The organism is Flectobacillus major DSM 103, from assembly GCF_000427405.1.
Lineage (GTDB): Bacteria > Bacteroidota > Bacteroidia > Cytophagales > Spirosomataceae > Flectobacillus > Flectobacillus major.
In genome coordinates, this window is the sequence record NZ_KE386491.1 from 4,903,989 (window position 1) to 4,919,953 (window position 15,965).

Annotated in this window: 12 protein-coding genes; all 12 read right to left on the reverse strand. The window is 40.8% G+C overall.

Going from position 1 to position 15,965, the window contains the following annotated elements; all coding sequences use genetic code 11:
• Positions 1-116: 116 nt before the first annotated feature.
• The 12 genes from FLEMA_RS74610 to FLEMA_RS0157540 all read right to left on the reverse strand — a co-directional run bounded on the left by FLEMA_RS74610 (position 117) and on the right by FLEMA_RS0157540 (position 15,927).
• Positions 117-1,352: a serine hydrolase domain-containing protein gene (locus tag FLEMA_RS74610; RefSeq protein WP_159102735.1), complete on the reverse strand. Its 1,236-nt coding sequence runs from the start codon at positions 1,350-1,352 to the stop codon at positions 117-119.
• A 306-nt stretch (positions 1,353-1,658) separates the two neighbouring features.
• Positions 1,659-2,309 carry a gluconate 2-dehydrogenase subunit 3 family protein gene (locus FLEMA_RS0157460; RefSeq protein WP_026997352.1) on the reverse strand — a complete coding sequence of 217 codons (651 nt, stop codon included), beginning with the start codon at positions 2,307-2,309 and terminating at the stop codon, positions 1,659-1,661.
• A 29-nt stretch (positions 2,310-2,338) separates the two neighbouring features.
• Positions 2,339-4,084 (reverse strand): GMC family oxidoreductase, encoded by a 1,746-nt coding sequence (locus FLEMA_RS0157465; protein WP_026997353.1) that lies wholly within the window; start codon positions 4,082-4,084, stop codon positions 2,339-2,341.
• 407 nt (positions 4,085-4,491) lie between these two features.
• Positions 4,492-6,756 (reverse strand): glycoside hydrolase family 20 protein, encoded by a 2,265-nt coding sequence (locus FLEMA_RS0157480; RefSeq protein WP_044173770.1) that lies wholly within the window; start codon positions 6,754-6,756, stop codon positions 4,492-4,494.
• Positions 6,757-6,839: 83 nt separating this feature from the next.
• Positions 6,840-7,910: a dipeptidase gene (locus tag FLEMA_RS0157485; RefSeq protein WP_026997994.1), complete on the reverse strand. Its 1,071-nt coding sequence runs from the start codon at positions 7,908-7,910 to the stop codon at positions 6,840-6,842.
• A 76-nt stretch (positions 7,911-7,986) separates the two neighbouring features.
• On the reverse strand, positions 7,987-9,096 hold the full coding sequence (locus tag FLEMA_RS0157490) for a D-TA family PLP-dependent enzyme (RefSeq protein ID WP_026997354.1): 1,110 nt from the start codon (positions 9,094-9,096) through the stop codon (positions 7,987-7,989).
• Positions 9,097-9,106: 10 nt separating this feature from the next.
• On the reverse strand, positions 9,107-9,772 hold the full coding sequence (locus FLEMA_RS0157495) for a beta/alpha barrel domain-containing protein (protein WP_044173771.1): 666 nt from the start codon (positions 9,770-9,772) through the stop codon (positions 9,107-9,109).
• Positions 9,773-9,805: 33 nt separating this feature from the next.
• On the reverse strand, positions 9,806-10,834 hold the full coding sequence (locus tag FLEMA_RS0157505) for a sugar kinase (protein WP_026997355.1): 1,029 nt from the start codon (positions 10,832-10,834) through the stop codon (positions 9,806-9,808).
• 206 nt (positions 10,835-11,040) lie between these two features.
• A complete protein-coding gene (locus FLEMA_RS0157515; protein ID WP_044175251.1) occupies positions 11,041-11,526 on the reverse strand; it encodes a RidA family protein in 486 nt (161 codons plus the stop codon).
• Positions 11,527-11,572: 46 nt separating this feature from the next.
• Entirely contained in the window at positions 11,573-12,931 is a 1,359-nt protein-coding gene (locus FLEMA_RS74615) for an alpha-L-fucosidase (protein ID WP_044173772.1), read from the reverse strand.
• A gap of 61 nt (positions 12,932-12,992) precedes the next feature.
• Positions 12,993-14,309 (reverse strand): gluconate:H+ symporter, encoded by a 1,317-nt coding sequence (locus FLEMA_RS0157525; RefSeq protein WP_026997997.1) that lies wholly within the window; start codon positions 14,307-14,309, stop codon positions 12,993-12,995.
• 91 nt (positions 14,310-14,400) lie between these two features.
• Positions 14,401-15,927, reverse strand: coding sequence for a SusD/RagB family nutrient-binding outer membrane lipoprotein (locus FLEMA_RS0157540; RefSeq protein WP_026997998.1), 1,527 nt, complete (start codon positions 15,925-15,927; stop codon positions 14,401-14,403).
• Positions 15,928-15,965 lie beyond the last annotated feature (38 nt).

Here is a 15,965-nt window from a genome sequence, read left to right on the forward strand (position 1 = left end):
GTTTTACTTAATGCTTGTAAAGTTATAGTAATTTTTATTGTTTTAAATACTTCAGTCCCTTAAACTTCATTTTAAACGTTGGTAGCAACAAAATATTATAGCACTATACAAGTGCCTTATTTTTCATGACCACCTTCTACTTCTTCAGGAATACTTTCGCCATTCATAAAGTACCATGCCTTTTCGGGATACAGAATAGACTGTGCCACCTTTACACGAGCCAAAGCATGATTGGCTACATTTTGTAAAATAATAATAGATGAATTATCTTTTTGATTGTGCAAATAGTAATTCTTGAAGCCATGCCACCAACCTGTATGAAAAGTAAGCCAAGAGCCATCGTCTAATAATTGCAAACGCCAGCCATAGCCGTAGTTTTTGTTGATAAGGTTTCTGAAATGATGAGCTGGCTGAAATGCTTCTTGTAGTGTGGCAAGCTTTACCAGTTTTTCGCTATTGAGTGCCATATCCCATTTGTACATATCCTCGACAGTCGAGTATATGCCTTTGTCACCGACGGCCCCATCGAGGTGGTCGAATGGAATTTGCCAATAGCCTCCTCTACGAGGAGTATGGCCTACGGCTGCATGGGCTACCTGTTCGGTATGAGTAGGGTCATAAATAAAGGTTTTTGACATACCCGCAGGAGCAAATAGCTTTTTCTGAGCATATTCTCTAAAAGACATTCCCGATAGTTTTTCTACAATATAAGCCAATACCACATAATTAGAATTGTTATAATTGAATCGGGCATTGGGCAGGTAGTTGATACCAGGCTTGTATTTGGCAAATAGACTAACGATTTGCTCGTTGGTCATAGGTGTTTTTTTGTCAACAACTTTGTCTAAGGCATAAGCATAATTAGGAATACCCGAGCAGTGTGTAAGCAAACTGCGGATAGTGATGCTTGGGTCGTAAGGAAAATTTGGAATAAATTTATAAACAGGGTCGTTGTAATCTATTAAGCCTTTTTCGTGCAATTGCATAATGGCTACCGCTGTAAACTGTTTCGATACCGATGCCAATTGAAAGAGTGTTTGGGTGGTATTGGTATCTTTTTTGCTAAAATTGGCATAACCAAAAGCCCCTTTATAGATAATTTTTCCGTACTGCGATACCAAAACAGCACCATTAAATTTGGCGGTTTTGTGCAAATGTTTGAAAAATGTATCAAGTTTGGCAGCTTTTTTAGCGGCTAATTGAGGGTCAAAAAATTTGGCAATACTGTCGTTTCTTACAGAAGTTTTGGAAGTTGCTTCATCGCCCCATTGGTTAGGCTGATGTGAACAGGCAATGATGCCTAAAACAAATAACAAGGTAAGAGAAAAAAACTGCTTCGTAATCTGAGTCACTATTATTAAGGTATTTAAGGATGTGTAATGTTGTTTTAGCGGTAGGTTTTATGTTTTTATTACAAAAACCGTACTGCAATTTACATCTCTAAACGTTTTTTTTCCAATTTTTGGTAGAGAATATATGAAAAATCAAAAGTGAGGAGGAAGGCATTACTGAATTGTAAGCAGTAGACGAAGAATTGCTAGAGGCTATGGTTAGTAGAAGGATATTACAACAGGATTTAAGGATTTACAGGAAAAGTATACAAATACTGTCATCCTGTAAATCTCTTAATGCTAAAAATCCTGTTCACGTACTATTTACTAATAGCTTAACCCATATTGTTTGAGTACCTCGTCGGGTACGCCATTCCATTCGTTTGGACGGTTGCCAACGTAGCCTATGTCGTTGATACCCATTTCGCTAGAGAAAAATCCAGAAGCGGTTAGGTTACGCATCAGGCTAAAAAAAGAAACCCCTTGTGAAAATTGAGGTTGAGCTTTTTCTGGATAGGCAATATCATCAACAATCTCCAATCTTTGTTTTTCGGTAAGACTGATAAAGTTTTTGTTGAAGCGTTTTATTGACTGAGAATCGAGCCAACGCAAACCTCCACGAAGGGGTGTTTTAAATTCCGTTGGGCGGTCTTTGGCCATAAATTCAATAAAGGCAGGCACACCAGCTTGCGAAGCACTTCCCGACTTATCGTCGGCAGGAATAATAATATCTACCAACACCGTAATAGTTTTCATTTCGTGGTCGGTAAAAAACTTTTCGGCCATTAATTTGGCATCACGGATTGCCTCATCTTTGGTACGTCCTCCCGGAATTTTGATTTCGGCATTTTTGGCCAATACCGACTTCCCTTTGGGTTTTGGTTTATCTAACAGTTCTGCTGCTTCGGCATCAGCACCAAGCACGGCCATACCGAGCGAGGTAAAACCTATATTTTTAAGATAATCTCTTCTTTTCATGGTATAATTGTTGATTGGAAAACCTCAAATTATAAATTTTTCTTTTTCACTTCATTGATAATAAACTCTGAAGTACGCATAGCCAAAGCCATAATAGTCCATGTAGCATTTTTGTCGCCTTGTGTTACAAAAGGAGCAGCATCGGCTACAAATAGATTTTTGACATCGTGTGCTTGGCAGTGTTTATTCAAAACGGACTTATTAGGGTCGTTACCCATACGAGCCGTTCCTACTTCGTGAATGATTTTGCCAGGATCTTCCAAGCCATAATTGCGGTCGGCACCAGGTTTTGCTCCTAGCGGAATAGCTCCTAGTTCATGGATAATTTGTTCAAAAGTATCCTGCATGTGTTTAGCCTGATTGATTTCGTGCTGACTCCATTTATAATGGAATCGCAAAACAGGAATACCATATTTGTCTACTACATTAGGGTCGATTTCGCAATAGTTACTTTCCAAAGGAATAGGTTCGCCACGGCCAGCCATACCAATATAAGCCCCATAAAAACGACGATAGTCGTCTTTGAGCGATGCCCCATATCCACCTGCAGCTTGCTGAATTCCTGAGCGGCTAGGGAATCGGCCGTTGATGCCCTCAATACCCCATCCAAAACCATACGCTGGCATACCCATACCCCCCCAGTATTCGATATGATACCCTCTTGGGAAGTCTAGTTTTTTGTTGTCGAGCCACCAAGGCGTATAAACGTGCATACCGCCTACACCATCTTCATTGTATCTTTTTCTGTCGAAAAGAGCAGGTACAATAGCAGCCCTAGACGCCCCCGTTGAGTCGTTGATATAACGCCCTACAATACCACTAGAGTTGGCTAGTCCTTGTGGAAAACGAGCCGATTTTGAGTTTAATAACAAACGAGCCGTTTCGCCAGCACTGGCAGCCAAAATCACGATTTTGCCTCTTACTGTGTACTCCTTCATATCGAACGTATTGACATACGAAACGCCCGTTGCCAAGCCTGTAGCAGGGTCGGTAAGTACCTCACGAGCCATTGCATAAGTAATCAGGGTTAGATTACCTGTTTTTAAGGCAGGCTTAATCAAAACCGATGACGACGAAAAGTCGGCATAGGCCTGACACGCTCTACTACATTGGCTACAGTAAAAACATTGGCCACGCTCGTTGTTGATAGGTTTTGTTAAAATAGAAAGACGTGAAGGAATTGTAGGAATACCTAAGTTTTTGTTGCCTTTCTGAATCATCAACTCATGTAAACGTTGTTTGGGAGCAGGTAAAAATATACCATCTGGCTCGTTGCGAAGTCCTTCTACCGACCCAAATACGCCTACTAATCTATCCAGACGGTCATAATAGGGCTTAATGTCGTCATAGCCAATCGGCCAGTCGTCGCCAAGACCATCTAGGCTTTTTCTGCGAAAATCGTCTGGTCCAAAACGCAAAGAAATACGTCCCCAGTGGTTGGTACGGCCACCCACCATACGAGAACGAAACCAGTCGAATTTAGTGCCAGCTACCCTTGTATAAGGCTCGCCATCAATGTCCCAGCCACCATACGCAGCATCAAAGTCGCCAAAAGGGCGAGTGGTATTTGCACCACGTCTTGGCGATTCCCAAGGCCATTTGAGTTGCGTAATATTTTTGGGGTCGGCAGGGTCATAAGGCTGACCAGCTTCCAAAACACAAACTTTTGCTCCTGCTTTGGTTAGCTCGTGGGCGGTCATACCTCCACCAGCACCCGAGCCTACAATTACTACGTCAAATACTGTGTTTTGCTCTTTTATTTGAAAATCAAGCATAGTTTTATAGTTTTCGATAATATTGGATGAATTGATATTCTTGGGTTTTGAAGGATTGAATCGCTGATAAATACTAGGCTTTACAATCAATCATTGTACTGTATGAAATATATTGGTTTCAAAATGCAAAATAGTACTTTTTATACTCAAATTTATACTTGTTTGGGATAAGTTATGGCAAAATTAATCAGAGTTATAAGCCACAATATTACAAACCCGTCTTGTGGTTATTGGAATGGGTAATAGCTTGTAGCTCGTTGCCTATCTATTTGTAGATAATTACCAAATAAATTTGCCAGCTAACAAGGAAAATACCTAGCATAGATTCAAAAAACTGATCTCGGGGAGTGTTACAAGGATATGAAACGAACCTAAAATCAGGCATCGTATAATTCCGTTGTACAAGTCTAGTTTACCACAATTTCATCTACAATAAGCCATGCTTTATTTCCTGCTCCGTACTCACCTGCTGGTACAATCCCTTTGTTGATACCCGTAATTTTTATATAACGTGCCGATATTGGAGTAATAGGTACTTTAATCGTATTGATGGCATTTGAGGGAAATGCTGTTTGTTGATACACTTCTATAAAGTTTTGCCCATCGTTTGAAATGGCGAAGGTCAAAACACTGGGTTCCCACATTCTTTGCCAATGATATTTTAATATACTAATACCTATTTCTTTGATGTTTTGGCTTTTTTCAAGGTCTACAACAGCCTCAAGGTTTTCGCCACTAAAGCCCGACCATTGCCCTTCATTATACCGATGTGTGCCAATAATCCCATTGTTAAGAGTAAAAGGATTTTTAGGGTTAAAATTTCCCTTAGGGGCATTGGTCAGCGTTATTTTTTTGCCTGTAGCTTTATTGATGTCGACCATTTGTTCAAAAACTTTTCCATAGGGTTTCTTTCCTACAAAGATTTGGGCTTTTACAGTATTGGTTTTTTCAATCAATAATTCTTTAGGAACAATAGGGTCGGTAATTTGTGGAATATGCCCATCGAGCGAATAGCGAATTTGGGCATTGGGCAAAGTCGTATTCATGATTATAGAGGTTTTTCCTGTGGCATAGGTTGTAAACGAATAGTCGATTTCTTCAAAACACTTGAAGAAATTCACCTTTTTGGCTGCTAGAATAGCCTGGTGTTTTCGTAAACGCTGTAAAAAAAAGGGGTAATTTTTTGCTACCTTAGGCGACCAAGCCGTTTCGGCAAGAGCCAAGGCCCTTGGAAAAACCATGTATTCGGCTTGAGCCTCAGAAATTAAATATTCAGACCAAACATTGGCTTGGATCCCCTTGATATACTTTTGCTCGCTTGGCAAAAGTACCGCTGGTACGGGTTCATAATTATATACCTTTTGTAGTGGGGTGAATCCTGCTGTTGCAATAGGCTCGTCGAGGTGTAAAGACTGGTAATAGTCGAGGTAATAATGGCTTTCGGGACTCATGATAACATCGTGTTTTTGTTGTGCTGCAGCAATACCCCCGTCTTCCCCTCGCCAGCTCATAACGGTGGCATTAGGGCTTAGTCCTCCTTCCAAAATTTCGTCCCAACCGATAATACTTTTACCCTTTTGGTTAACATATTTTTCAATTTTTTGGATAAAATAGCTTTGTAACTCATGCTCGTCGGTCAAGTGATTATCGTGTAGTACTTTTTGGCATTTAGGGCAAGTTTTCCACCTCACTTTAGGGCATTCGTCGCCTCCAATATGGATATATTTGGACGGAAATAAGGGCAAGATTTCATCCAATACATTGGTCAAAAAAAGAAAAGTACTGTCGTTGCCAGCACAAAAAACATCATCAAATACCCCCCAAAAGGTAGCAGTTTGATAAGGCCCTCCAGTACAACCCAGCTGAGGATATGCCGCTAAGGCTGCTCGTGCGTGGCCGGGCATTTCTATCTCTGGAATAATAGTTACATGACGAATTTGGGCATATTTTACCAGTTCTTTTACTTCTTCTTGGGTATAATAGCCACCGTACCTTTTACCGTCAAAGCGATGTGGTGAGTCTTTTTTGTGACCAATAATGGTTTCGTTGCGATAGGCCGATACGCTTTGTAGGCGGGGATATTTTTTGATTTCTATTCGCCAGCCTTGGTCTTCGGTCAAGTGCCAGTGGAAGGTATTAAGTTTGTAAAAAGCTAACAGGTCAATATATTTTTTGAGAAAACCTAACGAAAACATATTTCTGCCTACATCTAAATGCAAACCTCGATAGCCAAAACGAGGATAGTCGATGATTTTACAACTAGGCAACTGGGTTTTGTGCTGATACAAAAGTTGTATGAGGGTTTGAACACCATAAAATACGCCAGCTTCATCATGGCCAACAATTTGAATCTGATGGGGCTGTATCTCTAGTTGATAGCCTTCTGTTTGTTCTACCGTTTGCGGAGCAACGATTAGTTTGATGTGCTGTTGAGTATTTTGCGTAATGAGTTTTTTACCACCTGTCAGGGTCAAAAAAGCTTCCTGTAATAACTCGGCTTGAGTGGCTAAAGCAGTATTGTCCCATGAGCAAGATACCTGATTACCTATTACAAAATGCGTAGAATATTGCTGAATAGAAACAGGCTGGGGAATAATGTTTAGGGTATTTTGGGCATATACAAGAGGCATTAGCCAACAAAATAGTAAAAATATAAGGGATATTTTTTTCATAGGAAATTCGTTTGGGGCTGAAATAAGAAGAGATGAACGGATAGCTCATCTCTATGATCAAAGGGAAGTAGTGTTTTTGGGGCTTATTGCCATGCTTTTCTCAAAAATCTAAGCCAGTTGCCGTGCATTACGTTTTTGATGTCGCTTGGCGAGTAGCCTCTTTTAGTAAGCATATCAGGGATTTTTTGTAAATCAGCAATGGTTTCTAGGTCGTAAGGGCTTTGTTCTTTGCCAAAAGCCCCATCCAAATCCGAACCAATACCAATATGCAAGGCATTTCCTGCGAGCTGACAAATATGGTCGAGGTGGTCAATCATAACTTCCAAGTTACAGTTCATGCCTTCAGGAGTAGACACCCCTCTTACCCAGTTGGGTACCATCATCCAAGTGTCTAAAGCACCCCCAATTACCGCTCCACGACTAATAAGTTCTTTGATTTGCTCGTCGCTAAATTGGCGATTATGATTAACCAAACTACGACAAAGGTTATGGCTTGCCCATACATTTCCTTGAAAATTGTCCATTGCTTCCCAAAAGCTATCGTCGCATAAGTGTGTAGCATCCAGGATAATATTAAGGCGTTCCATCTCTTTGAGTAGAGCTTTGCCTTTTTCGCCCATAAAACCCGTGGCATCAGTACCTTGGGCGTATCTGCCTGGACCATAATGAGCAGGGCCAATAGCACGTAATCCATAATGGTAAGCTCGCTCAACGTGGTCGATAGTTACCAACGAATCAGCCCCTTCAAGGCTTAGGATATAGCCAATGGGTTTTTGATGGTTGGGTGTGCCGTCGTTCCACAAAGCAAGGTGATTTTCGAGGCTAGCCAAATCATTGATTTGAGTCATTTCGCCACATTCTTCCATCGCCTTGTACCATGATACCTGTGCTTGGGTTTGTGCCCATGCTTGTTGGGGCGATGCCCAACCCGGTAAGGGATTGTCGGGAGCAACGTATCGGGCAATTTGGGTGGCTACAACCAAACCTATATTTCCATTTCGTAATTCAGGAAAAGCGACAGTACCTTTGGCACGGTCGGGTTTGTCGGTCATGCCTATTTCTCGGTCACGAATTTCTTGTACTGTTAATCTCAAATCTCTGTTCCATTCCATAGCATTCATGCTAAGGTCAAGATGGGCATCTATTGTAAACATGGTAGTTGTCTGTTTTTATAAAAGAGATAAATAGCCGTTTGATAAAAGCGTTGGAAAGCCCTATGAGTATCCTTTCCTAAGTATTAATCTTTCTATCTCTTGCTACGATTTTCCATTCTGTTGGGGTAATTTGCTGTTGTTGGGCTGTGAAAGCTTTTTCATAAAGAGCCACAGTAGGGCAGATATGAATAGGCAAGCCATAGAAAATATCGCCAATTTGATATGAATGCCCTTGGGGTACATCCAAAACCAAATGTTCTTCGCTTTGTCCAACAAAAGGTAGGTTGGGCGTATTTAGAAAGTGAACTCGTTTGCTAAGTTCGTTTTCAGCAGCGACAGACTTATGTCCTAAATCCAAACATATTTTGGTGGCTTCGGGCAATGAAATCACTTTGGTAAGTACCAATGCCGCAGGCAAAAAAGGCTGTTCGGGAAAGGCCATTTCGTAGCCTTTGTCCCAAAATACAAATGTACCTGGGCTACATTCAACATCCTTTCGTTGGGCATGAATCGGAAAAGTAGGTGTACCGCCCGCTACAATTACCAGATTGCTGAAACCCTGCTGGGCTAAACGATAGACCAGTTGCTCGACAGGAGCAAAAGCTTGGTCGCAGGCTTTTTTGCGTGAATCAAGTGCCAAATCGCGGATATTGCCATCGTAAACATGAAAGCCTTTTACTTGAATTCCTGATAGTTTTTGGAGGTTTTGGAACAGTATTTCAGCCTTTTCGGGCATAATTCCTGTTCTATTCATGCCTACGTTTAGGTCGATATACACCCGAATAGGCTGATGCGTTGTAGCACTGGCAATAGCCTGTCCAACGGCGAGGGAATCGACCAAACAAGAAAATTGGGTATTGGGATACTGCTCAATTAAAGAGAGAAAACGCTGTATTTTTGCCCCAACAGGCTGATACGCCAACAAAACATCGGGGGCATTGGATAAAGCCAGCATTTCGGCCTCGGCAATAGTGGCACACTTAAATTTGGTAATACCTGCGTTTTGTAATAATTGTGTAACAGCAATATTCTTATGGGTTTTTACATGAGGCCGAAGGCGACTAATATCGTCTATCATTCCTATCAGTAAATCTATATTATGCTGTACTCGTTCTGGATATACTACCAATGCCGGAGTATCGAGTGTTTCGGGGTTTTCTAAGTTGTACCAAGTAGTATTATTCATATTGATGGTGCTATTGACCTTTAATAGCTTGGATAGTTGCCAAAAGAGTATCCACACGTTCACGGATTTTTTCGGGCGAACTCAAGCTTTCTGCTGAAAATAAATTTGAACCAATGCCTACACAATGTACCCCTGTGGCAAACCACGACATGAGGTTTTCTTCGGAAGTAGTAACACCGCCAGTAGGCATGATGTTAATACAAGGGCAAGGAGCTTTGATGGCTTTGATAAATGCAGGGCCGCCCAATGCATCGGCAGGGAAGATTTTGACCAAGTCGGCCCCAAGCTGATGGGCTTTTACAATTTCGGTAAGCGTAGAAGCCCCCGGACACCAAAAAATATCGTTGTCACGGCAAAATAAGCCAACCTCCTCGCTCAACATAGGTGCAACAATAAAATCAGCCCCTAAGGCCAGATACCTTTGGGCATCGGCTACCGTAATAATAGTACCCACACCAAGCATCATGCCGGGCATAGACGTGTTGGCATATTCTCGCAAAGCCTGAAATGTTTCGGGCGAGTTGGGGGTACGGCTCGCAAATTCAAAAACACGAATACCTGCCTCATACGATGTTTTGAGTACCAGTTTGCACAGGTCGGTATCGGCGTGTGAAAACAACGGCATGATACCTTGTTTTTTAAGGAGACTATTAATTAGTTCACGTTTATTGGTCATAATACAGATGATTTTTAAAACAAGGTAATCGTTTTAACGAATAATTCTTCCAGAAATACCCGCTACGATAAGCTGTTCTACCTCTTCTTTTCTGATTACAGCAAAATCGCCACGAATACTTTGTTTGATAACGCCACAAGCAGTAGCAAATTCTATGCTTTGGGCAGGTGAATATTGCTGTAAAATAGCGTACAGCAAACCACCTGTAAACGAATCTCCACTACCGATTTGGTCGGTAATATGGGGTAAAATATGCGTTTTAGAATACTGAAAAGTATTTTGGTGCATGATTGCCCCCGAATAGTGATGCAAAAGATTTTCGCCCGATTTTCTGAAGCTCATGGCCAATGTACTCAAATGTGGCATATAAGTTTTGAGCAATTGGGTACATTGTTCAAAGCGTTCTTCTAACGAAGCATGAATATTGGTTTCGATACCAAAATATACCTTTGCCGAATCGAGGTCTGCTACTACGATTTGGCTCTTTTCTAAGAGCTTGGGCATAATTTCGGACGGTAACTTGCCATAGTCCCAAAGGGTTGAGCGATAATTAAAATCGACCGAAATCGTGATGCCAAGCGATACCGCCGCCTCTATGGCCTCTTCGCAAACTTGGGCTGCCGATGCTGAAACTGCTGCCGCAATACCCGACCAATGGAATACCGATGCTCCTCTGAGTACCGTTTTCCAATCAATTTGCCCTTTTTGTAATTGAGAAAAAGAAGAGTTTTTTCGGTCGTATATAACCCTTGTAGAACGAATACCATTGCCGTTTTCGGTAAAATATAAGCCTATTTTTTGTCCTTCAAAAAGTATTTTGGAGGTATCTACACGTTGTTTTTGAAGGTGTTCGGTGGCTGTGTACCCCAACTCATTGGCAGGAAGGCGTGTAATCAATCGGGTATCGACTCCTAAGCGAGATAATAGCACACAAACGTTGGCTTCGGCACCAGCATAATAAGCGTCAAAAGAGTCGGTTTGGTTGAATCGCAACCCATTCGGACAACTCAGTCTCATGAGTAGCTCACCAAATGCGACTATTTGAGGAGGTTGAAAAACCATATTGGTTTTAAAATTTAGTGAATTGTGATTGACTTGATTGGGAGTTAGTTATTGATCGAGATTGAGTAAATTATGAATAGAACATCAATTAGATAAGTATTTTGGGATATGCCTATTATTGATAAATGGTTGTTTACCAGCTCTTTATTGGTTGAAGAATTAATATATAAATTCACAATTTACTCAATCATTTCTAATGAACTAGCTTAATCATGTAGTTCAAACAAAGCCTCTATTTCTACCGGAATATTGTCGGGAAGAGTACCCATTCCTACAGCACTTCTTACACCGATACCATTTTCTGTTCCCCAGATTTCGGCAAAAAGTTCGCTACAACCATTAATAATATAAGGATGTCTTTCAAAGGTGTCGACGCAGTTTACCATGCCCAAAATCTTGATAACTCTTTTTACTTTATCCAAGCTACCAATATGTGTTTTGATAGTAGAAAGAATGGTAAGCCCAACCTGACGAGCAGCCATTTTCCCCTCTTCCATGTTTAATTCACGGCCAATTCTGCCAATAATTAATCTTTTATCGTCTTGGACAGGGCCATGTCCAGAAACATACAAATATTTGCCGTCGATTAAATAAGGTTTATAAACACCCAAAGGCAGTGGTGCAGGAGGTAACGAAAGGCCTAATTGTTCAAAAGCTTGTTCTGGCGTAAGTTGTTCTGTGATTTGTTCCATAATTGTTTTTATTGAAAATTGAAGGTTATTACTGATTTTGTTGGGTTTACTTTGCTCCATCTATAGTACTTTGAGAGGTCTTGCTAGTAATATTTTTTCTAAATTTAGCATTTTCTATTTTCAAAACTACAGCATTGCCCCATTGATTGTTGGTATAGAAGCGTTGTCCATTGACGGCACTGATTACTAATCCTATTGAAGTAGGTGCCAAATAAGTACTAGCATCGAAGCCATTTTTGTATTCTACCAGCTCGCTTTTGTAGCCCAAAATACTCACCTTGGTATTGGCGTTACCCTCAAGGTGGGTTAGTACCAAATTTTTGCGAGTACCATACTTCCAGTCGTTGGGGGTATTTCTTTGTACAATAGCATAAATATACTTTTCATCATTCGACTGAGTGTACCAAATATTGTCTTCACGTACTACAGGCAAAGGCTTGACGGCATATATAGCTTCGGCATTGGCAAAGTTCCACAAAGCCACCTCCTGCAAAAGAGCCTGCTGTTCAATCTGGATTTCGCCATCTTGTTTAGGGCCTACATTGAGTAAAAAATTACCCCCTTTGGCACGCATTTCTACCAACATATTAATAATTTCTGTACCCGATTTATGAGGGTCGTTGGTTGGCTTATATTGCCAGTCGGTACCCATTGTGTAGCAAGCCTCCCATGGGCGGGGCATTGGCTCGTCTGGTGTGTTTTGCTCTGGCGTAGTCATAATATCACGAGTAATTACCAGCTCGGGGTTCAAGCTCCAAGCATATTCACGCAGGCCATCGCCAGGGCCATCAATAAACAAAATGTCGATTTTGCCATAGTTGGTCAATAGCTCTTGTAATTGCTTTTTATCGTAATCCATCAAACTAGGATTTTTGGCTGGAAAATGCTGAGGCAATTGCAAACGGCCAATAGGAATATTGTTTTTATGGAAAAAATAAAAATCTTCGGGCGAAAAGTAAATACCAATAGCAATCCCTTGCTGGCGAAAGGCATCTATTACTTCTTTGGTAATATCACGACCAAAGGGGGTATTCATGACATTGAAAGGCGTAGTTTTGGTATTGAACATACAAAAACCTGAATGGTGTTTTGTTGTAAAAACTACGTACTTCATTCCTGCCAATTTGGCCAATTTAGCCCATTCTTGTGGATTAAATTTTTGTGGATTAAAGAACTTTGGCAACTCGGCGATGTATTTGTTTACATATTCGGTAGAAGCCCCAGCCATAGAGTGACTAATTACAGCACCCAACGACACATCTACATTCCAGTGAATAAACATTCCGAAACCTAAATCCTGAAACCAGTTGACCCGATTAGGTAAATTATTGGTTTGTTGTTTTTGACCAAAACCATAAAATGCTAAACAAAAAAAGCCGATAAAGAGATAAGATTTTAGTTTCATAATTTATACATTAATAAGAATGAGTAAACAAGTATTAAGTGGTATGATATTGGCGTATATATTAGTAAAAAATGAAGTCGATGATTAATACGCCCATTAGGCCAGTAACTGCTACAATAGACTCCATCATCGACCACGAGCGTAGGGTATCTTTCATACTGAGGTTGAAATATTCTTTGAACATCCAAAAACCAGGGTCATTCACATGTGAAAACATGAGGCTACCAACTCCAATTGCCAATACCATCAAATTGGGGTCAACGTGTAGCTCGCCCATCAAGGGTGCCATAATACCAGCCGTAGTGAGTCCTGCTACCGTAGCCGAACCAAGGCAAACCCGAATAAATGCCGATATTAACCACCCCAATATAAGAGGATGAATCGCTATGTTTTTGAGTGTTCCTGCAATTTCGTTGCTTACGCCACTATCCATAAAAATTTGTTTCAAAGCACCAGCACCAGCAATAATCAGTAATACCATTGCTACGTCTTTTACCGAATCGCTATAGATAGTCATAGTGTCTTTGATACTTTGGTGTTGATTGACACCCAGAGTAAAAGTGGCCACTATCACAGCAATCAACATAACCATAGAAGGGTCGCCAATAAAATGGCATAGCCTGATAAGGTTGTCATGAGTTGAAAACAAGGTGGTGGCAAGTGTAGTACCTGTTAGTAAAAACACTGGCAATAACGATGTAAAAAAACTTATGAAACTACTTGGTAAAGGCTTATTCTGTAGGTTTTTACCCGAAAAAGACAAATTTGGTTCTGATTTGATATTTTTGAGGGTTCTGGCAAATAATGGCCCCGCAATAATAATAGCAGGAATAGCAATAGCAATACCATATAATAGGGTTTTGCCCATGTCGGCATGAAACTGTGCTACCAAAGCCGCAGGAGAGGGGTGTGGCGGCAAAAAACCATGAGCTACCGACAGCGAAGCAAGCATAGGAAGGCCTATATACACGGCTGGCAATTTGTACTGATACACTACCGAAAAAATCAAAGGAATCATCAATACAAAGCCTACATTATAAAACAAAGGAATACCAATAATAAACCCCGTACAAACTAAACCCCACTGAATGTATTTGACACCAAAAATTTTCATCATTACCGAAGCAATTTGCTGAGCAGCACCGCTTTCGGCTACCAATTTGCCCAACATAGCCCCCAAGGCAATAATAATAACTAGCGAACCAAGCATATCGCCCATGCCTTTCTGAATAGATTTGCTGATTTGGTCGAGAGGAATACCCATGAAGCAACCTGCCGTAATAGACGTAATTAAAAAGGCAATGAAGGCATTGGTTTTTCCAACGGTAATCAATAAAACAAGCAGTACAATACAAAGAATAACAATCAATAAAGTCATAGTCAGAAATGCGTAATTAGCTTAGAAATCTCATGCCAAGAAAACCCAAAGAGCTTAAAAAGCTCTTTGGGTCGGGTATTCATTTTTCACTTTATTTGTCCCACCATATTCTGGTAGTTAAGGTATTTTCACCTTGACTTGCCACAGCGGCTTTGAAATTAGGGCCGTTGAGGTTTTCCTCGGCCAAAGGATATAACAAACGGCGAGGAATACTACCGTTGGTTAGGTTGCCTGTAATATTGACAGGTGTTAACTTAGGATAACCTGTGCGTCGCCAATTAGAATATACTTCTACTTCGTTCGGGAATAATGATACCCACATTTGCGAGTGGATTTGTTCCATTTGGCTTTCAAAAGAACTAGCAAATAGATGACCCGCCAAATAAGTATTGATTTTGGCAGTAGAAATTGCAGCGGCGTCGCCATAAAGAGCCATACTACGCATAGAAGCTGCAATACCATTTTTGTAATAAGTGGCAGCGTCGCCACTAGCCCAGCCACGAATAACGGCTTCGGCCATCAACAAATTCATTTCGGCATTGCTCAGTACAATCAATGGAGCGTCTAGTTTTAATACTGTATTGATATTGGGTTCTGAATAAGTAATAAAATCAGCAGGCTTTTGTAAAAGTCCATTAGGCATCCCTTTCTGGATAGCCAACGTGGTGTCCTGTGTTTTGTTTACCCAAACTACCGAAATAGAATTCAGACGAGGGTCTTTGTTTGCAGTCAAAAAAGAAACAAAAGTTTTGGCAAACTTGCCTCCTTCGGTATTGTCGTTGCCATTGGCTACGGCATAGTTATTGCCACGCAAAGCCAACGAAATAGGGTTTTTGTTGATGTCTTGTCCATTGGCAATATACTGAACTTTGGCTAGGTCGGCATCGTCCAAGATAACACCACCAGCAATGGCTTTTTGAGCCCATGTTTTGGCCAAGTTAGCATCTACCTTTGTTAAACGCATCGACAACCGGAACATCATAGAATAAGCAAATTTTTTCCATTTTGTTACGTCGCCACCATAGATAAGGTCGGCCGAGCCATACGATGCTTTAGAGGCATCTAGGCTAGTGGCTGCTTGCTCAAGCTCTTTGAGCATATCTTCATAAATACTTTTCTGAGAATCGTATTTTGGTGTAAAATTGGCATTGGTATAGCCAGTTCCAGCTTCCGAGTAAGGCACATCGCCATACAAATCGGTAATACGATGAAAAGTAAAAGCTTTCCATATTCGAGCAATCGCATGCAAGTTGGCTTGGGTAGGGTCGTTTTTTACGGCATTAATTACCGCTCCGATTTCGTTTACACCAAGAGGATAGGCATTGTTGAAAAAATCGTAAGGGTATGTACCTTGCGAGAAAAAGTATTTGTCGCCAATGGCAGGAACATCTTTGTATGTCGAGAAATGTTGTACCGAACCACCACAAGCAAACTCGTAGGTACTAGCACAGCTATTGTTTAGGGCATCGTATTGGGCTTTGCTAAACATATACGAAGGTACAATAATCGGCGAAGTGTCGGGATTGATATTGAGTTGCTCAAAACCTTTGTCGCAAGCACTCAATAAAGCAACACTTGATAAAAGAGCTAGGGTTTTTATAGTAAAAAGCTTTTTCATGATTATATCTTTTTTAACAGGCTTTTTTCAAAAGAAAA